The organism is Geitlerinema sp. CS-897, from assembly GCF_028368005.1.
GTDB lineage: Bacteria > Cyanobacteriota > Cyanobacteriia > Cyanobacteriales > Geitlerinemataceae > Baaleninema > Baaleninema simplex.
The window spans coordinates 1-23,968 of sequence record NZ_JAQNCQ010000150.1; the positions used below are offsets into that span (position 1 = coordinate 1).

Annotated in this window: 15 protein-coding genes and 1 tRNA gene; 11 read left to right on the forward strand and 5 right to left on the reverse strand. The window is 52.4% G+C overall.

Features of this window, described 5'->3' with window-relative positions; translation table 11 throughout:
* Window positions 1-212: 212 nt before the first annotated feature.
* The 3 genes from POG22_RS09335 (at window position 213) to POG22_RS09345 (ending at window position 10,026) form a co-directional block, all read left to right on the forward strand.
* Window positions 213-2,651 carry a two-partner secretion domain-containing protein gene (locus tag POG22_RS09335; RefSeq protein WP_498904919.1) on the forward strand — a complete coding sequence of 813 codons (2,439 nt, stop codon included), beginning with the start codon at window positions 213-215 and terminating at the stop codon, window positions 2,649-2,651.
* Window positions 2,652-3,813: 1,162 nt separating this feature from the next.
* On the forward strand, window positions 3,814-6,423 hold the full coding sequence (locus POG22_RS09340; protein WP_498904905.1) for a two-partner secretion domain-containing protein: 2,610 nt from the start codon (window positions 3,814-3,816) through the stop codon (window positions 6,421-6,423).
* Window positions 6,424-6,831: 408 nt separating this feature from the next.
* A complete protein-coding gene (locus POG22_RS09345) occupies window positions 6,832-10,026 on the forward strand; it encodes a two-partner secretion domain-containing protein (RefSeq protein ID WP_498904907.1) in 3,195 nt (1,064 codons plus the stop codon).
* Here the strand turns inward: POG22_RS09345 and POG22_RS09350 are convergent.
* Together POG22_RS09350 and POG22_RS09355 are read right to left on the reverse strand one after the other, a co-directional pair.
* The gene (locus tag POG22_RS09350) at window positions 9,973-11,568 is read right to left on the reverse strand and encodes an Hsp70 family protein (RefSeq protein WP_498904909.1); all 1,596 of its coding nucleotides are present in this window, start codon (window positions 11,566-11,568) and stop codon (window positions 9,973-9,975) included. The genes POG22_RS09345 and POG22_RS09350 overlap by 54 nt on opposite strands.
* Window positions 11,569-11,726: 158 nt before the next feature.
* A complete protein-coding gene (locus tag POG22_RS09355; protein WP_498904910.1) occupies window positions 11,727-12,215 on the reverse strand; it encodes an SMI1/KNR4 family protein in 489 nt (162 codons plus the stop codon).
* 149 nt (window positions 12,216-12,364) lie between these two features.
* Here POG22_RS09355 and POG22_RS09360 point away from each other — a divergent pair, with 149 nt between their 5' ends.
* Both POG22_RS09360 and POG22_RS09365 read left to right on the forward strand, forming a co-directional pair.
* On the forward strand, window positions 12,365-12,979 hold the full coding sequence (locus POG22_RS09360; protein WP_498904912.1) for a 5-formyltetrahydrofolate cyclo-ligase: 615 nt from the start codon (window positions 12,365-12,367) through the stop codon (window positions 12,977-12,979).
* Window positions 12,980-13,051: 72 nt separating this feature from the next.
* A tRNA-Val gene (locus POG22_RS09365) sits at window positions 13,052-13,125 on the forward strand.
* Window positions 13,126-13,321: 196 nt separating this feature from the next.
* Here POG22_RS09365 and POG22_RS09370 read toward each other — a convergent pair.
* Window positions 13,322-15,820 (reverse strand): ATP-binding protein, encoded by a 2,499-nt coding sequence (locus POG22_RS09370; RefSeq protein WP_063714878.1) that lies wholly within the window; start codon window positions 15,818-15,820, stop codon window positions 13,322-13,324.
* 222 nt (window positions 15,821-16,042) lie between these two features.
* On the opposite strand from POG22_RS09370, the gene POG22_RS09375 reads away from it, so the two are divergent.
* The 6 genes from POG22_RS09375 (at window position 16,043) to POG22_RS09400 (ending at window position 22,275) form a co-directional block, all read left to right on the forward strand.
* Window positions 16,043-16,906 (forward strand): circadian clock protein KaiA, encoded by an 864-nt coding sequence (locus POG22_RS09375; protein WP_223307321.1) that lies wholly within the window; start codon window positions 16,043-16,045, stop codon window positions 16,904-16,906.
* Between the two features lie 76 nt (window positions 16,907-16,982).
* A complete protein-coding gene (gene kaiB, locus POG22_RS09380; protein WP_017662331.1) occupies window positions 16,983-17,300 on the forward strand; it encodes a circadian clock protein KaiB in 318 nt (105 codons plus the stop codon).
* A gap of 57 nt (window positions 17,301-17,357) precedes the next feature.
* The gene (gene kaiC, locus POG22_RS09385) at window positions 17,358-18,920 is read left to right on the forward strand and encodes a circadian clock protein KaiC (protein WP_498904915.1); all 1,563 of its coding nucleotides are present in this window, start codon (window positions 17,358-17,360) and stop codon (window positions 18,918-18,920) included.
* A 109-nt stretch (window positions 18,921-19,029) separates the two neighbouring features.
* Window positions 19,030-20,424: a WD40 repeat domain-containing protein gene (locus POG22_RS09390; RefSeq protein ID WP_498904916.1), complete on the forward strand. Its 1,395-nt coding sequence runs from the start codon at window positions 19,030-19,032 to the stop codon at window positions 20,422-20,424.
* Window positions 20,425-20,522: 98 nt separating this feature from the next.
* Entirely contained in the window at window positions 20,523-21,305 is a 783-nt protein-coding gene (locus tag POG22_RS09395) for an HAD-IA family hydrolase (protein WP_063714881.1), read from the forward strand.
* A 223-nt stretch (window positions 21,306-21,528) separates the two neighbouring features.
* Window positions 21,529-22,275 carry a lysophospholipid acyltransferase family protein gene (locus POG22_RS09400; RefSeq protein ID WP_063714882.1) on the forward strand — a complete coding sequence of 249 codons (747 nt, stop codon included), beginning with the start codon at window positions 21,529-21,531 and terminating at the stop codon, window positions 22,273-22,275.
* A 303-nt stretch (window positions 22,276-22,578) separates the two neighbouring features.
* Here POG22_RS09400 and POG22_RS09405 read toward each other — a convergent pair whose 3' ends face one another.
* Window positions 22,579-23,082: a GNAT family N-acetyltransferase gene (locus POG22_RS09405; RefSeq protein WP_063714883.1), complete on the reverse strand. Its 504-nt coding sequence runs from the start codon at window positions 23,080-23,082 to the stop codon at window positions 22,579-22,581.
* A gap of 85 nt (window positions 23,083-23,167) precedes the next feature.
* A complete protein-coding gene (locus POG22_RS09410; protein WP_498904917.1) occupies window positions 23,168-23,590 on the reverse strand; it encodes a hypothetical protein in 423 nt (140 codons plus the stop codon).
* Between the last annotated feature and the right edge of the window lie 378 nt (window positions 23,591-23,968).

Here is a 23,968-nt window from a genome sequence, read left to right on the forward strand (position 1 = left end):
CGTGAGCTTGAATTTGGCGACGTTTTTCAGCATCCATGAGCTAGGCTTGACTCCGACTTGGGCAACTCCTTTTAGCTTAACTCCCTTCTCTCAAACCGCTCTAAGTACTCTTACTCATTGCATAACTGGGATGCACCCGATCGCCCCAGTATGCTAGAGAATTTTTAACTGTCCCAGCAGTCACGATCGCGGAAGTTTTTTTTCTCAGCATTCTGACTGCAAATCCGGTCTTTTCACAAGTCGTTCCCGACGCAACACTCCCAAACCCCTCTCAGGTTACTGTTGACAACACCACCTATCAGATCGAAGGTGGAACGACGGCGGGAAACAATCTCTTTCACTCCTTTGAAGAGTTTTCCATCCCCACAGGAGCCGAAGCCTTTTTCAACAACGCCACGACGGTCGAACAGATTCTTACCCGCGTCACGGGAAGCAATATTTCTAACCTCGACGGGTTAATTCGAGCCAACGGAACGGCGAACTTGTTTTTACTCAATCCTAACGGCATCGTGTTCGGTCCGAACGCTCGCCTCGATCTCGGCGGTTCGTTTTTTGCCACGACAGCCGAGAGTCTCGTGTTTGACAACGGCTTAGAATTCAGCGCCCGCCATCCCCAGGCTTCGAGCCTTCTGAGCGTCAACGTTCCGGTCGGCTTGCAGTTCGGTCGCGATACCCGTGGTGTCTCGGGCGCGATCGCTGCCACCGGAACCGGAGGCGGTGTCGTCAATTCCGACCCGACCTTCTTCGCGCCGTTTCAAAGTGGTAGCGGAGGTTTGAGAGTTCGTTCTGGAGAAACGATCGCCTTGTTCGGAAACGGTCTGACGCTTCGGGGGGCAACGCTGGCAGCCCAGAACGGCAACGTATTACTCGGGAGTCTCGACACCGGAACCGTCAACTTGAGTCAGACTTCTACCGGTTGGACGTTCGACCTTTCGGCAAACAGCAATTTGCGAGATCTCGACCTCGCACGAGCCTCGGCACTCGATGCCAGCGGAACGGGCGGTACGATCCGTCTGATGGGGCGTAACATTACGCTCACCGAGGGATCGATCGCGTTTATCAGTCATGCCAATTCCGAGATCGGGAGTTCGATCGAAGCGATCGCCAGCGAATCGATCGGCGCGATCGGACTCGATGCCAGTGGAAGCGTTCAAAGCGGTCTGCGAACGCTCACCCTCGGTAACGGACGCGGTGGGAATATCTCGATCGAAACCCCTTCTTTACGAATCGAAGGGGGAGCCGCGTTGGGGACGCAAACGTTCGGTCCGAGACGAGGAGGTGACACGAGCGTCCGCGCAGTAGATCGTGTAGAGGTGACGGGCGCGAATCCACTCAATCCATCTAACTTTAGCGTTATTGTCACTAGCTCGATCGGATTGGGGCGAGCGGGAGACGTAACCGTACAAACCGAACAGTTGAGCCTCTTCGACGGTGGCGTTGTGTCTTCAAGTGCGTTTCGGTCGGGAAATGGTGGCAACGTTACGGTAATTGCCTCAGAGAGCATTGAAATTCGCGGGGTCAGCCCCGGCGTAGCGCCGACGAGTAGTGCGTTAAGTACGACCACGCTCGGATCGGGGGACGGCGGCAATTTGCGTCTCGAGACGGGAATGCTGCGCGTCCTCGATGGGGGAAGAGTATCGTCGGGGACGCTCGGTCGTGGAAATGCCGGGCGCATTACAGCGATCGCCTCGGACGCGATCGAACTTCGCAGTACGACTGCTGTAGCGGAGAATCTCAGTCGTATCGGCTCGAGTGCAGAGGCAAACGATCCGTTTCAGGTTCTGTTCGGACTGCCTCTGATTCCATCGGGAAACGCTGGGACGATCGCCCTGATCGCGCCGACGCTAATCGTCGCCGACGGGGGTTCGGTCAGCGTCGCCAACGAGGGAACAGGTATTGCAGGAAGCCTCAACATTAGGAGCGAACTTCTCCGACTCGAGGATCGAGCCAGCATCACGGCTGCAACTGCTTCGGGAGAGGGGGGAAATATCAACATCAGCACCGACACTCTACAACTGCGTCGAGGCAGTGAAATCACCACCGAAGCCAGCGGTACGGGGAACGGCGGCAATATCACCCTGGCGATCGAAACCCTAACCGCGTTAGAAAACAGCCTTATCAACGCCAATGCGTTTGAAGGTAGCGGCGGAAATGTCAGCATTACAGCTCAGGGTATTTTCTTGTCGCCAGATAGTCGCATCACCGCCAGCTCCGAACTTGGTGTTGATGGGTTAGTCGAAATTACTCAACCGGAAATCGATACCAGTTCGGCGATCGCGGAATTACACAACGAACCCATCGATCCGGCGACGCAGGTGGTATCGGCCTGCCAGGTGGCGGCGAACAATACCTTTGTCGTCACAGGAAACGGGGGTTTGCCTCCCGATCCCACAGATGTTCTACGAAGTCAAACGGTTTGGACGGATACTCGGTTGACAGAAATTCAAGCTTCTCCGCCAGAGGTGAATTCTGAGGGGCGATCGCCTACTACAGAACTGGACAGTTCGCAGCTCCCTCTCGTAGAAGCGACCGGTTGGCAACACCGAGACAACGGCACGATCGAGTTAGTTTCGATCCCCCAACATCGAGTGGGGAATCGTTGGGGCGATCGCATCAATTGTGGTGATTACTCTCAAGTTATCGATCGTTGAATTCGTAAATTTACGTAAGTATGAATACGTCAGCATTAATATACAATTGACTATCGACATTAACTTAATTTCGTGCCATATTTGAAGTGACAGACTACTAGTCTAATTGAATCGTACGGGTACTTTCAAAGTTACTATGTAAGAAATTGCTGAAACCTTTAAAGGGTAAGAGTTTTCGCTGAACTGTATAAAAAAGGGTCTTCGGAGTTTAGGGTGACAGGAAAAATAACTTTACGATATTTCAAAAGTTGTGGCTCTCGAATTGTGATTTTTTTGTGTCAAATGATAGCAAAATCATTTGAGTTGTGAATGTCCTCTGTAGTTGGGATCGCCGTTCTATAGGACTTTCAGATCGCAGAACTTCATGAATCAGTTGGGCTAGCTATATATAGAGCTGGCTGAAAAAGACGGCACTTCCGACCTTGGTGTGTAGGGTAAATGCTTGTAGCCTTTATCTGGCAAGGGATTTCTCGATTTGAGCTGCCTTTTTATACAGTTTAGCAAAAACTCTTATACTGTAAGGGTTTCAGCGATTTCTTGCCTAGTAATTTCGGAAGAGCCAAAAAGACTAACAGAGCGAATTCTAATGTCGTACAGCTTGACCAATGGTCGTTTCGGATTCTAGCTTCCCCATTAAATCGGCGATCGTCGACGAAAATGCAAGATTTTTGAGCGTTTCGATCTGAAATCCCTGCACCTTTTTAAAAAAAAGTCTTAAAACTCTTGCCAGGTATAAATTTCACATTGATTCAGCAAGCCCTATATATTTCTAGTCACGAACTCCGACATCCCTTTTCAGAGGCAGACTACAGGCATTTACTCTACACACCAAGGTCGGAAAAGCCGAAATTATTGAACACCATACTGGGCGGAACTTTCAGTTAAAGTTACTCAAAAGGAGTTGAAAATCGTGGAATTAATTGCCAGACGAAAATTACAGCATTTTACCCTACACGCCAGGTTCGAAAGAGCCGATTTTTTGTAAATTTGAAGGGTCTCCTGAGATTACGGTGGGATTTGTTATGAATAATACAAAATCGAACCGGAGCGCATTGCCATGACGCCCCTACAGAAAAGGTTTTGACCAGGGATAAAATCCGCTTATCACCTCAAACTCCGAAGACCCGATTTGAAACTGTTCAATTTTCCTAATCACAAAAAAATGATGCTTTTTCAAAAATCAGTTAGCCTTGCTATAGCTTATTCGGGAATTGTGTTCGTCAAGGTATTGACCCTCGGAGTTATTTCTTCAACGTCAGCCTTTTCGCAAATCGTTCCCGACGAAACACTTCCCTTACCCTCTCAGGTCACAGTCGAAGACAGTCTTTACAAGATTGAGGGAGGAACGGCAGCAGGAAGCAACCTATTTCACTCCTTTGAAGAGTTTTCAATCCCCACAGGCGCTGAAGCGTTTTTCAACAACGCCACCCGAATTGAAAACATCCTCACCCGCGTTACGGGGAGTAATATTTCCAATATTGACGGATCGATCCGAGCCAACGGTACCGCGAACCTATTTCTGCTCAATCCCAACGGCCTGATTTTCGGGCCGAACGCCCGGCTAGATATCGGCGGTTCGTTTTTCGGGACAACTGCCAACAGTATCGTCTTTGAAAACGGCGAGCAATTCAGTGCAATGGCTCCCGAAGTGCAACCGTTGCTCAACGTAAGCGTCCCCGTCGGCTTGCAATGGGGCGGGCAAACTGGAGAGATTCGGGTTCGCGGTGGAGGTCACGGCTTCACAACAACCAATCCAATTTTTGCGCCGATTGTCCGAGAGGATAACGGTTTGGGCTTGCAAGTCAACCCCGGCCACACCTTGGCGTTAGTAGGGAGTGACGTGCGTTTAGACGGCGCAACGCTGACAGCGGAAGGCGGACACATCGAACTGGGGGGAGTCGAAGAGGGGTTTGTGGGTTTGACAGCTCCATCCTCTCCCGGTAGCAACCAATGGCATTTGAACTACGATGGGGTGTCAGGTTTTCAAGACGTTCGCCTCGTCCGACAAGCTGCCGCTGATGTTAGTGGGATCGGGGTCGGTTCGCTCCAAATTGTCGGCGAGCAAATTGCGCTGAGTGACGGGTCGATTGCCTTGCTGCAAAACGAAGGTCCGCAGACCTTCGGCGAGTTACGAGTGCGGGCTTCGGAGTCTTTAACCTTAATAGGGACAACGCCCGACGGACTGCTACCCAGTGGTTTGCGTCAAGCAACCGTGGGTGTGGGAAATACGGGCGATATGGAAGTTTCTACCCCACAGTTAGCGATTCGCGAGGGAGGGCAAATTTTAAATCAAGCTAGTGCAGAGGGAAACGCTGGCGATATTAACCTGCAAGCTACCAATTCCATCGAAATCACTGGCGCGTCACTCCGTAACCCCCTAGCATTGAGCTTGATTTCCAATGTTAGCAACAATCTAGGTTCGGGCGGTGACGTTATGGTGTCAACGCAGGATCTGAGTATTCGTGGGGGAGGACTTTTAACGGCAACAACCTTTGGAGCGGGTTCGGCTGGAAATGTAGTCGTGAACGCCACTGGAACCATCGAAGTTGTCGGAGTCGAACCCAGAATCATTTCACCAAGCCTGATTGGTTCCGGCACTAACAGTACGGGGAATGCCGGTAGTACAACTGTAAATGCGTCGAGAACGATCGTGCGAGATGGCGGACGAATCGCTTCTTTTACGGTTGCTAGTGGTAATAGCGGCCGGGTTCTCTTGAATGCGACTGAGTTGGTGGAAGTCAGCGGCACCGTACCCGGGTCAATTAATCCCAGCTTAATCGATGCTAGCGCCAATCGGGTCGATGAAGTCACGCAACGAGCTTTTGGAATCCCTCCGATACCCTCTGGATCTCCGGGAAACTTGGAAATTAATACGCCTCGGTTAAACGTCATTGATGGGGCACAAGTGACCGTTCGCAATGACGGAACTGGAAGTGCTGGAAATCTCCAGGTGAATGCCGAGGCCATTCTCCTCGACGAAGAAGGAGGAATTACTGCTTCGACACTATCGGGGGAAGGGGGTAACATCCAACTGAGTCTAGACAACAGCTTGCAATTGAGAAACGGCAGTTCCATTTCGGCGGAAGCGGGTGGTACGGGAAATGGTGGAAACATCGCCATCGATGCCGAAGCGATCGCCCTTCTGGAAAACAGTACGATTACGGCTAACGCCTTTGAAGGTAATGGTGGCAGCATTCAAATTGCTACCCAGGGTATTTTCCTCTCTCCCGACAGCAGCATCACGGCCAGTTCCCAACTAGGAATCGACGGCGTGGTGGCCGTGACGCAACCGGAAATCGACACCAGTTCGGCGTTCGTGCAGTTGAGCAGCAATCCCATCGATTCCGAGACGCAGGTGACGTCGGCGTGCGAGGCGGTGGCGGAAAATACGTTTGTCGTCACTGGCAACGGGGGTTTGCCTCCCGATCCCACAGATGTTCTACGAAGTCAAACGGTTTGGACGGATACTCGGTTGACAGAAATTCAAGCTTCTCCGCCAGAGGTGGATTCTGAAGGGCGATCGCCTTCTACAGAACTGGACAGTTTACAGCTGCAACTCGTCGAAGCGACGGAGGAGCAACGCCAGGACGATCGCACGATGGCGCTGGTTTCAACGCGATCGCCCAGCGAAACCCCAACTGATGCGAGCGATTCTGAGTTAGTCGAAGCGACTCAATGGCGTATCGATGCTGACGGTACTGTAGAATTAATAAGCGATCGATCGTCTCGTCAGGCTCCTTTTTCGACGTTGCCTTGTCTGTCGGCACGTTAAAAAACATCAGGCTCTTCCGATCTTGGTATATAAAGTAAATGCCTGTAGCCTTCATCTGGAAAGGGATGCAATCGATTTGAAACTCCTTTTCATACAGTTTGACAAAAACTCTTGTCCTGTAAGAGTTTCGGCGATTTCTTGCAGAGTCACTTCGGAAGAGTCAAACATCACAACGCGATCGCTCCTGACAATACCCCAAACAGTGGGTAAGGAGCGATCGTCGATCTAAACTCTGTCGTCCGCATCGAACTTCAACGAGGAACTCGAAATCTGAATTTCATTGTTGGCGATGTAAAAGTGTCCGGATTGTTGAGATAAAAATCATGTAAATTGTATAAACAATTACAGCATGATTGAGGTGACTTGTAACAAAAGATCTCAACTAAAAATTCGCCAACAAAACCAACAATGAAAACTTCGATCGGTGTTCGATTTTCAACCATCAAACTATCAAGAATATTAAAAAATTCTGCACTTCTCATATTACTCAGTTCTACCCCAACCGTCGGACAAATCGTCCCCGATAGCACGCTGGCAAACCCCTCCCAAGTTTCGATCGAAGGAAATACTTACACCCTCGATGGAGGAACGGCAGCCGGAAACAATCTCTTTCACTCCTTCGACAGTTTTTCGGTTCCCACAGGTACGGAAGCCTTTTTCAACAACGCCACTGACGTTCAAAACATCCTCACTCGCGTCACGGGGCGCAACATTTCCAACATCGACGGCTTAATCCGAGCCAACGGAACGGCAAATCTGTTTCTACTCAACCCCAACGGCATTGTCTTCGGTCCCAACGCTCGCCTCGACATCGGCGGTTCCTTCCTCGGTACGACCGCTGAGAGCGTTTTGTTCGAGGGCGGAGAGGTGTATAGTGCCACCCAGCCGAGCCAAACTTCCCTGCTGACGGTGACAGTCCCCGTGGGTCTGCAACTCGGCCCCAATACGGGAGACATCCAAGTTAACGGTGCGGGTCACGGATTTACGACCCAAGACACGCCCCTGTCCGATATTCTACGGGCGAACGGCTTCCCGTTCCCAGGGCAACGCTTGCGACGCACCGATCGCAATGTGGGTTTAGAGGTGCAGTCAGGTCGGACGCTTGCCCTCCTCGGGGGCAATGTAGATCTGCCCGGAGGCATTCTCACCGCAGAAAGCGGGCGAGTCGAGGTCGGGGCGGTAGAAAACGGCATCGTGACTCTCAATTCTGCCCCAGCGGGCTGGCAATTCAACTACGAGGGGGTAGAGGGCTTTCGAGACGTTCGGTTTTCTCAAGCGGCGACGGCGGACGCATCGGGATCTGGGGCAGGTATCGTACGCATTGCAGGGCGCGATATCGCGTTTACCGATGGCTCCCTCGCGTTGATTCAAACGACCGGACCCCAAAGTGGAGGCATCCTGAGCGTTCGGGCATCCGGGTCGATCGAAGCGATCGGCTCCACGTCAGATCCCTTGAGAACAGTAGTGAGTGGTATGGAAAGCCAAACGATCGCCCAAGGATCGGCGGCGAGTGTCGAAGTCTTCGCCAGTCGCCTGGTGGTGCGCGATGGCGCTCGGCTCGGTTCGAGAACCTACAGTGAAGGGAACGCCGGATCGGTGCGCGTGACGGTGACAGATGCGATCGAACTGCGGGAGGTCTCTCCCATCAATCCAGTGTTGACCCCCGAGATCTTCAATTACACCCTCGGTTCTGGGGATAGCGGCAACATCGAGGTATCAGCCCGGAATTTGTATCTAGCGGATGGGGCGAGTGTCACGTCAGGTACCTTCGATCGCGGTCGGGGAGGAAACGTGACGGTGAACGCTGTCGAGTCGATCGAGGCCGTTGGCGGATCGTCCGTCAATCTGGCTGATACTTCCACGATCGAGAGTTTCTCGTTTCAGTCTGGCGAGGGTGGCAACGTAGAGGTCTCGACCCGGAACTTGCGCGCGATCGACGGTGGGGGGATCTCTGCGCCGACCTTCAGCAGCGGTCGGGGGGGAAACGTGACAGTCGATGCGGCCGAGTCGATCGATCTCGTCGGAATCTCTCCTTTCAATGCCAGTATCGCCTCGAGTATCAACAGCCTCGCGTCCGGTTCTGCTGACAGCGGAAATATCTTGATATCGACTCCAAACTTACGCATGAGGGACGGGGCGCAGATTACTGCTGGCACATTTGGCAGCGGTCGGGGGGGAGACGTGACGATCGAGGTGGCCGAATCCATCGAACTCTCGGGCGTAGCCCCTTTCAATCCAGACGCGATCTCGACGCTTTCAGTCAATCCGACGACGTCGAACATTAATAGCCTAACGTTCGGTTCTGGCAATGGCGGTAACGTTCGGGTATCGGCCCGGAACTTGTACCTCGCCGATGGCGGTCAGATTAGTGCGTCCACCATTGTCAGCGGTCGGGGCGGAAACATCGTACTCGACGTGTCCGAGTCGATCGAGGCCGTGGGTATATCGCCGCTCGATTCGTTTAGCCGTTCCGGCATCACCAGCGACAGTCTTAGCCTCGGGAGTAGCGGCAGCGTGACGATCTCCACAGGACGGCTGGTGCTGCGCGACGGTGGGGCAATCAGTACGAATACGTTCGGGCTGGGAAATGCCGGGACGATCGCGATCGAGGCGGCTGAATTCATCGATATCCGAGGAGAAGTACCGAGTGAGGGAGTTTTTTCAGCCGTCCAATCGGCCGCCACCCCTCTACCCGACAGTTTTGGAGAGGCGGCCGAACTCTCTGGAAATTCTGGAAACATAATCCTCTCTACCCCCCGATTGTCGATCGCCGATGGCGGTCGGGTTAGCACCTTCAACGAGGGTTTGGGACTCGGGGGAACTGTTCGCATCAATGCGGGTGACGTAGCCATCCTCGATAGCAATGCTGGCATTACGGCATCTACCCTATCGGGAGAAGGGGGAAATGTCTTTCTCAACGCCGATCGCTTGCAGCTAACGAGCCAGAGCCAGATCGGTGCTGAAGCGGGGGGAGCAGGTAACGGGGGCAACATCGCGATCGATGCCGACACGATCGCGTTGTTAGAAGGAAGTAGCATCGACGCCAATGCCTTTGAAGGTCGGGGCGGAAACATCGAGATCGTGACTCGAGGTTTGTTTCAGTCTCGCGATAGTCACATTGCTGCCAGTTCTCAACTGGGCGTTGACGGCATCGTGGCCGTGACGCAACCGGAAATCGACACCAGTTCGGCATTCGTGCAGTTAAGTAGCGCTCCCATCGATCCGGAGACGCAAGTGGTCTCAGCCTGCGAGACGGCGGCGAACAATACTTTCGTTGTCACGGGAAACGGGGGTTTGCCTCCCGATCCCACAGATGTTTTAAGGGGTCACAACGTTTGGATCGATATGCGACAGACGGAGATTCGCGATTCGACTCGACCGATCGAAACTCCCTCGAACGAGGAAACAGAGCGCGAAGAACGGGCGATCGCACCGCTTCTCGTAGAAGCGACGGGATGGCAACGGCGAGACAACGGCTCGATGGAGTTAGTGGCAACGCCATCACCGTATGGAAACGCTCGATTTATGCCGTTGGACTGTCCCCCCGATTCAGCTCAACTGCACGACAGGCTTGTCGTCGAGCAAGGTATTCAAGGTCAGTAAATCTTTGACGGTAATGCGGAGAAACTGCCGCTCGTCGATGCGAAATCGAACTTTAATTCGATCGCTCCCCGGAAAACCGGGTGGATCGAGATGAGCGATGGTGCGTCCGGCGTCGGTGTCGTTGAGGGGTTTGACGGTGCGATCGCCCCCCACGCTGCGAGTGACGATGCGATCGCCGTCGAAGTATACTTCGGTTGCCGTGTTTTCTGCCCCCAGCTCTCCGATAACCAGTTCGATTTTCGGTTGGTTTTCCGTCGAGGCTCCCAAACACAGTTCGATGGGTTTTTCTGTCGGGTAAGGTTGACCCGGTTGCACGATCGGATGCCAGTCGTGGGCGTTGTTGCGGCGGTTCCAGTAGCGAATGCCGTACCCGTGATAGAGAAAATCCTTGAGTTGGACGCCTTGGGTCAGTTGTAAGGCTCCGGTGGCGATGGCGTCGAGGGGGCGATCGCTGCGAATTTTATCCGCCTCGAAGTATTGATGTATCCAGTTGCGAACGGCTGGAATTTGAGAGGTTCCACCTACTAAGATAACGGCGTCGATGTCCCGAGGTTCGAGTCCTTGGCGTCTCGCCTGCTGCAATACTTGCGTCATGGCGTCGTCGAGGCGATCGAAAAACTGATGTTCTCGCAGAATGTCTTCAAACGCGGGGCGATCGAGCGTCAGTTCGTAGCTGTCAAAGGTTTCGTCGTCGAAATAGACTTCGCTGGCTCTGTCTAACAACGACAGTTGAATTTTCAACCGTTCGGCGAGGCGGGTGGTGAGCGAGGTTTTGGGGAGATTTTGGGTCTCGACAAAGCGATCGACCAACCAGTTATCGATATCTGCACCGCCTAAATTCTGCCCGGATTTCGCTAAGACTTGCGCCGTTTGTACTTTCTGACCGGATTTTTCTGCAAACGATTTATCCCCCCATTTGAGAATAAAGCCGAGGGGATTGTGTTGTTGTTGGATTCCGCGATCGAGTCGAACTAGAGACAAATCCAGGGTTCCACCGCCGAAATCTACCACCAGCAAAACGTCCGCTTCGGCGACACCGTATCCCAAGGCGGCGGCGGTGGGTTCGTCGATGAGTCGCACTTGTTCGATATCGCGAGATTCGACAACGCCGCCGAGCCAATGTCGGTAAGCCTCGAAGCTATCGACGGGAACGGTGAGAACGAGGGAATCCAGGGGAAGGGGAACGTCGCCAACGGCGTCGAACAGGCGATCGAGAAACCACGTCCCTACTTGCTCAAAGGTGATGGATTTTCCGTCGAGTTCGGGGAGAAATCCTTGGATATCGGAGCCGATCCCCCGTTTGAAGTTGCAGAAAAAGCGGGAATTGGATTTTACGTCCAACCCGCGATCGAGGGTACTTTGTCCGGCGGCGATCGCCTCGGTATCGGCGTTTTCCACGTAAACGAGGCTGGGAACGACGGGAGGGTTTTGACCTTGCTGTCGTGTCAATCCCGGTAGTTTGAGGAGTTCGGGGCGTTCGGTGGCGGCGTTCCACCGAGCGATAACGGTATTGCTGGTTCCAAAGTCGATCGCGATCGTCATATTGGCGTGAGTCTGTACGGTTAGAGGCTAGACTGGCTTTGACAATAATTGTCATTATAGGGGTTCGACCGATCGCGTGCGATCGCCCCCTTTGTTAAAGTCTCAGTATTTTATCGCCGTTCCATTATTTTTTAGGGAGTATTTCTGGCGATTCATCGTTACTTTTTATATCTATTTTTGATGAGTTGTGCTGTTTCCTCTAAGCAAGATATCAAAAAATTACTGTATGAGGGATAAGCCAAGGGAAATTCTCGCAATTTTTTATTTCTGTCTCGATACTGTCCGTAGGCATAAACTGGAGGGTCTTCATTGCAGTTTTCTACCTTAAAAAACATAAACCAGCCATTGTAATGCGATAAAAAAACAAAAGCATTCGCGGGGAGTTCTAGATCGGACTCATCTTCCTCTAAAAAATATTTCGCATCTTCCTGAATATCGATGAGGCATTCGATAGAAAAGTCAAAATCTTGCATAATTCTTCCCGCATTATGTCCGCCCCACTGCAAAAACTCCCGATAAGCTTCTGGCAATTTGAAACCGAGCTGATTTTCGAGCGATCGCACCTCTTTTAAAGTACAGGGGACGATTTGCTTGAGAATTAAATATCCAATTTCTGAAAATCTCTGATGAAATTTATCTAGATACATAGAGTGCGATCGTTTTAGTTTTAATTGAATACAATTCAAAAAAACTTTAAAAAAAGCTTCTTGATATTATCTTTGAAATCGAGCGAAACTTTGTGTAAACTGGCAATATCATAACGCAGACTCTGTTGTTTTATCCTTTTCAAAAGACAGTGCAATCGAAAAAGACTGATTTCAACTCGAAAACATCCCACAAATCTCGCTTGCGTCGCTCTGTCTTGAAAACCCGCCAGTCTCTGTCGGAAGCCGAACGGCGCGATCGCAGCGATCGCATCTGTCGTCAATTACATTCGAGTTCGACGTTCGCATCGGCGAAAACCGTCCTCGGTTATTTCAGTTTTCGCGGCGAACCGGATTTGAGTCCCGCGATCGACGGCGATCGCTGCTGGGGATTCCCTCGCTGTGTGGGAAAATCCCTAACATGGCATTACTGGAACCTTGGAGATCCCCTCGTAGACGGCGCGTTTGGCATTCGCGAACCCCACCCACAAGCCGAGGCGATCGCTCCGGCGTCGGTGGATTTAATGCTCGTTCCCGCCGTCGCCTGCGACGCCAACGGCTACCGCTTGGGATACGGTGGCGGGTTCTACGATCGCCTGCTAAGCCTTCCCCAATGGCAACAAGTTCGTGCGATCGCGATCGTCTTCGATTTCGCCTATCTTCCCCAACTTCCCGTCGATGGCTGGGATAAGCAGCTAGACGGCGTTTGTACGGAGTCGCAGTTTCACCTGTTCGAGAAACACTCCCCTTCCCCAACCGTGAGTTAAACCCCATTTAAAAAAAATTCGATCGAAGGGTTGCGGATTCATAAATTGCTGTGCTACGATTAGAAATCGTCAGGACGCATAGCTCAGTTGGTTAGAGCACCACGTTGACATCGTGGGGGTCACTGGTTCGAGTCCAGTTGTGTCCATTCCAAAACTCCATCAGTTCTAGGTGAGAGCCACGCTCGAAAACGAGCCGAGGTTCGCAGTAGGAGCGTTGTCGGCAATATTCCTACGGGGAGCAGCGAGATTGCTTAAAAAGAGTCTAAATCTCCCCCTCTCCCCCTCTCCCCCTCTCCCTTTCTCCCTTTCTCCAAAAACCGATCCAGTTTCGCCAAAAACATCTCACGCCGTCGGTGGCGTCGATCGCGCTGCAATTCGCACCACTTCCAACACGGCCGGAACCCCCGAAACGGGAGAAACTGAATCGGGAGCTGCCAGACAGGGAAACACCTGTAGCGGTAAGTTACGCTCGGCAAACACGCGATTCGCTACGGTCGTCGTGAGCGGATCGAGAGTCACGAGCGGCAACGAAACGAGATCTAAATGTTGGACGAACGCCTCTAAATACGCGGTCGGATCGTCAGAGTTGCCAGTGCGATCGAGCAGCACGACATCCGGTTTCCAAACTTTCGCCAATATGTCGGCTTGTTCGAGGTCGTCCACTTCTACCACGCGATAGTGATGTTGATGGAACAGGCGATCGAGTGGCGATCGCGCTTCATCCGATCCCTCAATCGTTCCAGCGTCCACCAGCCACAACACCGTCAGCGAGATTTCTGTTGTCGTCGCTTGACGGGAATCGCCGAGAATCTCAGCCAGTTTTTGTCGGTTGAGGGGAAAACCTAGCCAGGCATCAACCGTATCGGGTAATTTCGGGCGATCGCTCGTTGACGTCACCCACACCACCGATAAATCTCGGGTTTTGGCATCAGCTTTCAGCAACGTCAGCACGTCCGATCCCGATAAAATCGGCAAGGTGGGATGGAGAAAAATTCTACCGGGGCGCAACTGTCGCGCTTTTGCGAGCGCTTCTGGACCCGATCGCGCCAGAAACACTCGATAATCGGCATCGCTGAGGGCATCGATCAAAGGCGTCGCTCGGGCGATATCGGCATCGACGACGAGGGAAAAGCGAGGGTTGCGGCGATCGCTCGCTGGGGCTGGTAAATCTCGGCGATCGTCGAGATCTCGTAGCGGAAGCAACAAGGTAAACTGGCTTCCCCCACCTTCTTGAGACGTAAAGTTAATTTCACCCCCATGCAACCGCGCCAACCGCTGAGCCAAAATCAAGCTCAACCCCACGGGAACAGTACGCTCGAGGTCGGACGCCGGGACGATCTCTTGATAGCTTTGAAAGACGAACGGTTGAGCGTCGGCGCGAATCCCGATCCCCGTATCCCAGACCAAAAAAGCGATCCAGCCGTTCCACCGTTCGACGCACACCCCCACTCGGCCGTCCGTTGGCGTGCGAGCGATGGCATTCCAAAGCAGGTACGACAGAATTTGAGGCAGTCGCACGGGATCGGCAATAGCGGTTTCGGCATCGGTCGCCACCTCTAAACTCAAGGTCGGCAACGCCATCTCTTCGTTAGCTTGGCGGATTTGCCGTTCGGCTTGTCGGCTACAGTCGCGCACGGAAACTCGCTGGGGCTTGAGAGTCAGTTCCCCCGTTTCGATCTGAGTCAGATCGTAGAGGTAATTCACTACCGTCATCATTTGACGGCTGCTGCGGTAAATCAGTCGTGCGTACTCGGTTTGTCGGGGATTGAGGGGGCCGCAGTTGGGGTTTTGCAGGAGGTTGGACAACCCCAAAAGTCCGGTGAGGGGGGTTTTGAGTTCGTGGCTGATACAGGCAAGCAGTTCGGTTTTGAGGCGATCGAGCTGAAGGAGATCGGCGTTTTTGGCCGAGAGTTCTTGGGTGCGTTTTTGGCGATCGGTCACGTCGCGGGCTAAAACCAACCAGAGGCGATCGGGTGTAGTCGGAAGGGAAAAGGCGAGATCGCAAGGTCGCACGCGATATCCAGCCGACAGTTGAAACGGCAGGGCTTCTACGAAAGGCGTCCAGGGAAACCAGGCGTCGGGGAGGGCGTTTCGAGTCGAGAGGAGATCCGGGGGAACGTATAAATCGTCTAACGCGATCCGCGTCAGTTGCCAAAGTTGTCGCTCGCCGTTTTTTGCTCGACAGGCATAGAGGTAGCCGCTGTCGGTTTCGGAACCGATCTCGAACAGGTGCGCGGCACTGCAATCGGTTTCGCCTTCGTTCAGAGAGTCCCACCAGCTATGCCAAGCGGAGTTTTGGGCGATCGCCACTCCCGAATCTGTCTGTAACTCGCAGGGAACGGGCAAGCGATCGAGCAGGCGCACGAGAAAGGCGAGGGGCGGGCCGGGCATTTCGATGGCGATCGCAGAGGGTTTGCGATCGGATCGTTCGGCGAAGGCCCGAGTCAACTGCTGGCGATCGAGCAGGCCGACGATTTCACCGTCAGCATCGACGAACACCACCTCTGACGCTACACTGTTCCAGTTGGGAACGTCCCCTTGCAAGCGATCGAACGTTAGCGATGCTGACAGGACTAGGACTAGGGCGGGTTCGAGATAGCGATCGCCCAAGTCTGCCAGTGGAGTGTCTGGGGGAATTCCTGCCTGTAACGCCGATTGTAAGCTCTCGGCCGCCACTGTCCCGACCACCTGATTTCGCAGGCCAACGACAACGGCGCGATCGCGTGCTCCCAACGTCTCGATCGCGGTTGCGACTCCCACCGAATCGGGGCAGACGGGTACGTTATGGGTAAATTCCCTCAGCTCGGGGCAGAACACGATGGTTTGGGCGACTCGAACCATAAATCTGTTGGGAAAGCACACGAGACAGTCTTCACGCTCTCCGACCTTTCCTCTCCTCCTTATTTATTATGATGCGCTTGGAATTAAAAGTCTTTCCAGGTTATTATTTCAATTAGTTACAATAACCTTAAATAAAAATTAAATTCCGTTCGATACGGCTGCTCGATCGATCTTATCTTGTTTCGCCAAAATTCGACCGTCCTCAATCTCCCTTGTGTTTCAGTGCTACTTCAACTCTCTATCTGCACCTTCGTTCCGACACAAACCCTGGTCGAAGCACTACAACAGTGTCTCGACAGCGATCGCTATACCGTGACTGACTGCACGAGCGAACGCGAGTTCGTCGAATTAGTCGAGCGGAACAAACAATACCTCGATTGTCTGATCCTCGAAGAAAACAAACACCTCCCTTCCCTCGTCGAAAGGCTCAAGCAAACCAAAGTCTTGCTACCGTCTGTTATTCTTACCCCGTCCCAAGATCGAGACGAAATATCGCCCGCCAACGAGGAATTTACCTATCACGATGCTGAAGTTTACCTGAACGTCGACGGCTTAGTTCGCGTCTTCGAGGCGATCGACCGGGCGATCGATGGTTTCCTCCAACTGTCCCCCACCCAGCGATCGCCCGAATCCGTTGCCCCCGAATCGATGCAAGCGGCCGGTACGGAAAGCTTTCTGATGGAGAAACAACAGCGGCTCGCCGATAAATTGAGGGAACGATTAGGATACTTAGGCGTGTATTATAAACGGAACCCCCAACGGTTTTTAAGAAACTTACCGCGTGCAGAACAAGCTCAACTGCTCCAAGAACTTCAAAAACTTTACCGTCAAATTGTCCTTGACTATTTTTCTAAAGATGCAACGCTCAACCAAGCAATAGATGAATTCGTAAACGTAGCGTTTTTTGCCGATATTTCAGTTACCCATATCGTCGAAATTCATATGGATTTAATGGATGAGTTTTCCAAACAGCTAAAATTAGAAGGACGAAGCGAAGAAATCCTGTTGGATTACCGCCTGACCTTGATCGACACGATCGCTCATCTATGCGAAATGTATCGGCGATCGATTCCTCGAGAGTCCTAAAAAAAGTGCGCCTCTCCAGCGACCCAGCCTTGTTTGACAAGTTCGGTAACCTCAATTAAGATAGAAGATCGCGCGTATGACTCCCCCCAAAAAAACCTACGTTCTCAAACTCTACGTGGCTGGAAACACCACGAACTCCGTGCGAGCGCTCAAGACCCTCAACACCCTTCTCGAACAGGAGTTTCAAGGGGTTTACGCTCTCAAAGTGATCGACGTCTTGAAGAATCCCCAACTGGCCGAAGAAGATAAAATCCTCGCCACTCCCACCCTCGCCAAAATTCTGCCGCCTCCCGTGCGTAAAATTATCGGCGACCTGTCCGACCGAGAAAAAGTCTTGATCGGATTGGACTTACTCTACGAAGAACTGTACGATCGCGAATCGGACGTACAATAACACGGTGCTGCCTTCAACGGTTGAAAAACGGTTTGATAAAAACGTCTCGATAAAAACATGGAAAGTACATCCGATCGGGAGAACCAACGCAAAATAAAAGCGGTCGAGAAAATCCTCACCAGTATCGAGGGCTTCGACGATATCAGTCACGGAGGGCTTCCGAGGGGGCGAACGACCCTCGTGAGCGGAACCTCCGGTACGGGTAAAACCCTGTTTGCCATTCAGTTTATCTACAACGGCATCACCTACTTTAACGAACCCGGCGTCTTCGTCACCTTTGAAGAATCGCCCACGGACTTGATCAAAAACGCTCAAAGTTTCGGGTGGGACTTACAAGGACTCGTCGATGAAGGCAAACTGTTTATCCTCGATGCCTCCCCCGACCCCGAAGGACAAGACGTCGTGGGAAACTTCGACCTGTCGGCTTTAATAGAGCGCATTCAGTACGGCATTCGCAAATACAAAGCCAAACGGGTCTCCATTGACTCCGTTACCGCCGTTTTCCAACAATACGACGCCGCCCCCGTCATCCGTCGGGAAATCTTTCGCCTGGTGGCACGCCTCAAACAACTCGGCGCTACGACCGTTATGACCACCGAACGCATCGAAGAATACGGCCCCGTCGCTCGTTTCGGCGTTGAAGAGTTCGTCTCGGATAACGTGGTCATCGTCCGTAACGTCCTCGAAGGCGAACGGCGTCGCCGCACCATCGAAATTCTCAAACTGCGGGGAACCACCCACATGAAGGGAGAATATCCCTTCACGATGACCAACAACGGCATCAATATCTTCCCCCTCGGGGCGATGCGCCTGACACAGAGATCGTCCAACGTGCGCGTGTCCTCGGGCGTTACCACTCTCGACGAAATGTGTGGCGGCGGCTTCTTCAAGGACTCCATCATTCTCGCCACTGGTGCCACGGGAACGGGCAAAACGCTGTTGGTGAGCAAATTTGCCCAAGAAGGCTGTCTCAAGGGCGAACGGGCTATCCTGTTCGCGTACGAAGAATCTCGCGCTCAACTGCTTCGCAACGCCTACTCTTGGGGCATCGATTTCGAGGAAATGGAACGGCGCGGCTTGTTGAAAATCCTCTGCGCCTACCCGGAATCGGCAGGTCTCGAAGATCACTTGCAGATCATCAAAACTGAGATCGTCGATTTCAAGCCCTCTCGCATCGCGATCGACTCTCTGTCTGCGTTGGCAAGAGGTGTCAGTAACAATGCCTTTCGTCAGTTCGTGATCGGTGTGACCGGCTACGCCAAGCAAGAAGAAATTACGGGCTTTTTCACCAACACCACCGATCAATTTATGGGGTCGCACTCGATTACGGATTCCCACATTTCTACGATTACCGACACCATTATCATGTTGCAGTACGTGGAAATTCGCGGGCAAATGTCGCGGGCGATCAACGTCTTTAAAATGCGTGGGTCTTGGCACGATACGGGCATTCGCGAATACACCATCAGCGCCAACGGCCCCGAAATTAAAGACTCGTTCCGCAACTACGAAGGAATCATTAGCGGTTCTCCTTCGCGGATCGCCGTCAATGAAAAATCCGAGCTGTCCCGCATCGTGCGTGGCGTTCAGGGAACGGGGAAAGACGAAGGGAAGTTATAGAAGGAGCGCGAAACCGGAAAAGGTCGGGGAGGTTTGTAAACTGTCCCCTGTTTCTCTATAGCTGTGAGGTTCCTCGATTACGGTTTTCAACAGTTGCCTGTTGTGAGCCATGAGTCGATCGAGCGTTCTGCCCCTATTTTTCGCCGTTCTCGTCAGCGCGATCGCCGTCGCTCCCCAACCGAGCGATCGCACGATCGAACTTCCCCTCGACGCAGCCGCTCGAGTCTTATCGGCGGAAGCGACACCAGAAAACGACGACGTTCGCGTCGAAGCTCTCGAATTCACCCCAGACGGCTTCGGAGTCCTTTCTTATACGACCGACGGCTTCGTGGGACTGGGAAACGGCGACGCGCCCCGTTCCGATCGCTTTAAATTGGCGGTGGCGGCCGAACAGGTGAGTCCAAACCGACAGACGATCGCCCGACTGACGCCCAGCGAAGACGGCGACACCCTCGTCGAACTACTCGACCCGAACGGACAGGTCCGCGATCGCGTTCTGACGAACTTCGGGTGGGGCGACGATGTCTATCGTTTGCAATGGTCGCCCGACAGTCAATACTGGCTGCTACTGGGGGTCGATGAGGGAACGGTGGGAATTTGGACGCACCAAGGGGACGCCGTCGCGAAATTCCAGCATTCGGGGAGCATCGAAACTCTGGTTTGGAGTCCAGACGGCCGGCGATTGGCGGTGAAAGGGCTTAACGAGACAACAGTGGTGTCGTACGATCGCCACGGTCGGCAACTGCTCGATTTCGAGAGTTCCGCTGCGGGACTCGAGGCGTTGGTGTTTTCCCCGACGGGCGATCGTTGGGTCGCGACCGACAAGGTAGGAACCGTATGGATGTACGATCGCTCGGGCGATCGCGTAGCGCGTCTCGATCGCGGCGACCGACAGCCCTGGCGCGTACAGTTCAGCCCCGACGGAACGCGGGTGTTGATGCAAGGACGCGATCGCGCGACGGTGTTTCTCTGGAGTACGACCGGACATTTACTCGCCCAACTCCAACCCGACGCTGACGGTGCGGCCGCCGCCGAGTTCAGTCCCGACGGAACGGCGATCGCCACCAGCGTCGAGGGGCGCGATGGCGTGCGCGTGTGGAATTTAGACGGCGGTCTCAAGGCCACCTTACCGGGCGATCGCTTTCGCTGGCGCACCAGTGGACGAGACGATCGCACGATCCTCTTGACCCTAGCCAAAACCGGAAGCCTGTCCCTATTCGATGTCGCCGCTGACGAACCCGTCCAGAGTTGGCGCGGCCATCGATCCGCCGCCGTTGACGCCGAGTTCAGTCCCGACGGCCAGCAGTTCGCCACCGTCGATGGAGACGGTTTAGTGCGATTGTGGACTTTGGACGGACAGGCCGTCGAACGCTGGCAAATTCCCCGTTCCCGCGTCAACGCTTCAGAAGACGCGATCGTCTCGATTGCAATTCGCCCCGACAACCGAGCGATCGCGATCGCCGAAGCGGACGCCACCGTTTGGCAGTTGATAATTGATAATTGACGATCGATAATTGACAAGCTTACCTCACTTGTCTTGCAGAAACTCTCAACTGTCTTCACTGGCGACTGGCGACTAGTGACTGGCGACTGAAAAAAACCATGTCTCAACTCAGAGCGTTAATTTTCGACGTAGACGGAACCCTCGCCGAAACCGAACGAGACGGACATCGCGTCGCGTTTAACCGCGCCTTCGCGGAAGCTGGACTCGATTGGGATTGGTCGATCGCACTCTACGGAAAACTCGTTTCCGTTTCGGGGGGAAAAGAACGCCTCAAACACTACATCCACCATTACCAAAGCGATTTCGAGCCTCCCAGCGACCTCGACGCCTTTGTGCGTCGCCTCCACGCGACCAAAACTGAAATTTACCGCCAACTCCTCCACGACGGCGCGATTCCCCTGCGTTTGGGGGTCAAACGTCTCCTCGACGAAGCTCGCCGCGAAAATCTGCGTTTGGCGATCGCCACCACCAGCGCCCTTCCCAACGCCATCGCGTTACTCGAAAAACACCTCGATCCCGACTGGTTCGAGGAAATCGCCGCCGGAGATATCGTTCCCGCGAAAAAACCCGCCCCGGACATTTACCACTACGTCCTCGACAAAATGGCGTTGACCCCTCAAGACTGCTTGGTGTTCGAGGACTCCCCCCACGGCTTACAAGCGTCTATCAGTGCGGGGTTAACAACCGTCGCGATCGTCAACGACTATACCCGTCACAGTGAGTTTAGCGGTGCAGCATTAGTCCTCGGGAGTTTGGGAGAACCGGATACCTCGTTTGAAGTGCTATCGGGAAATGCAGGAACCCTCGCAGACGCGAACTATTTCGATTGTGCCTTAGCCCGCCGACTGCTGGAGTCGCCTACAGCGAGCAGTCAACAGTGAGCAGTCAACAGTCACCCGTGAGGAGATGATGGGATGAGGAGAAACTGTTACCCGTCTTCCCTCTTCCCTGAAGAAGCTCCCCTGTTCAGAATCGATCGCGGTTTTAAAGCACAGACACCGTTTTAAACTGTCCGCAGTTTCGCAGACAAGCAAACGCGATAGGCTTAAGGTAGGAGACGACTACCCACGTCAGGGTTGCGTTTGTCTTCTGCCATCGAGCCACATGACTCAGCTAAACTTGCCTGAAAAACACACCAAAACTTCCAAAACTCACCACAGTAACTCAGTCTCATCTCGAGTCTCACCGTGGCTGAGTGCAATTCTCTATCCTCTCGCTCACTATGTCGTATTACCTGCGTATTTCCGACATATCGACGTACAAGGACAAGAAAACCTTCCCCAGTCGGGAACGGTAATCCTCGCACCTACCCATCGATCTCGTTGGGACCCCCTTCTCGTTGCCTATCTCGCCGGTCGTCGCGTCACCGGACGCGATCCCAGGTTCATGACCTCCGCCAACGAAACGAAGGGAGTTCAAGGTTGGATCGTCCGCCGTCTCGGGGCGTTTCCCGTCAATTTAAACCGTGTAAACATTGCAAGTTTGCGACACGGAATCGACTTGTTGTTACAGCAAGAAATGCTCGTGATTTTTCCAGAAGCGAACATTTTTTTCGTCAAACGAAATATTGAAAAAAGCAATCCCGACCCCGAACAAATTTATCGCATGAAACCCGGATTAGGGCGATTGGCGATGCAAGTTCTCGAACAACACCCCGATACTGAAATTCGTGTCGTTCCCATCAGCCTTCGCTACAGTACGGGAACCCCAACGTGGCGTTGTGACGTGCGAGTTCGGATCGCTGAAGCGATGGACGTCAACGACTATTTTGATGGTGCGCCAAAACGTAGTGCGAAACGCTTGATGGCCGATTTACAAGATCGGCTCAAAGTTTTACACGAGACGTGTTAAGTACTGTTAAATCACTTGGTTTTTGTTCTCGCCATCCTAAATCCGTTACAAAGTAATTCCAAAAAGGGCAATCCCATGTCGTACGGGCTTCCAGCCTGTGGTACTTTCTACGAGTCCAGTCGAATTGCAGCAGATGGGTTTGAAATCGAGCGTGACGATATCGATATTCACTGTTTGGCTTCGAGAGGGTAAGGTTTCTCTCAATGCAAATTTGGAATCGAAATTGCACTCTTTTAAGTACGTCGGCACGAGAGGTATTTTGAGTCGATCTGCGATTTCTATGTGGTAAAAAGAATCGTGCTATTAAGATAAATACTTCTTCAAGACAACAGTGTCTGCGCCATCTGCCCTTTTATGATAGTTGATGGCAATCGGAATAAATCCCAGTGATATAACCAGTCGTAGCATTTTTGAATTGTCGGCAAATACGATAACTTCAATCGCTTTAAATTGAAGTTTTTGGGCTAAGTCGATCGCGGCTTCGATTAATTTACGTCCTATTCCTTGATTTTTGAAATTGGGTCGAACGCCTAAGCCATATAATTCAAAACCATCGATTGCGTTAATCTTTAAAACTGCAATTCCGACAACTCGCTCGTCTCGATCTACGGCACAGAAATAACGAATTCCCGATCGTTCGTGATGTTCGATCCAAGCAATCACTAAATCTCGTTCGAGTGGTTTAAGGGTATAGCTGAGATATTTTAAGTGTTCGGGACTGTTCCATATTTCTAAAAAAGATGACAGTAAAATTTCTTTGTCTTCTAGACGATCTTCCGGTACAAACTCTTTAATTAAAAAACTCATGGTTCGCTAACTATTAAACTAGCAACAAATTATTTGATTCGATCGCTGTCAGTTCGGTCGCTTACTGCACTTTTTAACGACAATTTCATAAAAAATCGATCGTCATTGCCCAAATCGTTAGGCCAATACCGAGAATGGCAATTCCTAAAGCGATCGATCGACCGAACGGAATAGAAGGTTGCCATTCGTATCGATAGTTTAAGCTAGATACAATAGAGACGGCGAGCGGACTGTAAAAAGCCATGATGCCTGCAAAGATGCGATCGAGATCTCTTTTTCCAACAAAGTGGACACGTTCGCTAGCTAAGTCTGGTTTTTTTTGAATTAGGAAAATTGCAACGATCGCTTGACTGGTGGCAATTAGACTAACATACACCCATCCCATCAGCCAATCGATCGCTCCCGATGCCAAAAATAACGCTGTTGCAAAACCGATCGTGACGATAAGTATCCGTACGAAATCGTTTACAATGGACGATCGCGAATTAGAATTTAAAGATTCGTTCATTTTTTTTGTCTTTATAAAAATAGAGTTGGATATATAGCAGTTCTAAATCACTTGTGGATCCTCGATCTAGCTATAGCAAGGCTTTAGGGGGTCGGTCTTTCCACGAATCGGTAGTGCTGCACTCTAATGATGCTGGTCGGGTACAATCCTTGCTGTGGCAAGAATTTAAAAGCCAAAGTAGCATTACTCCTCATTACTACCCACGAATCATCTAGGGTTGCTATAGATTGATACTGAATCCGTTTCCGATAAGCTAGTGCAGCGTCAACTCTAAGAATTAGGGTTAACGGGAGTATTGAGGTAATCTGTAGGGAGCGAGCCGGAGTCCCATGCAGAAAAAATACATTGTGCGCCTGACAGCAGAAGAGCGTCATCAGC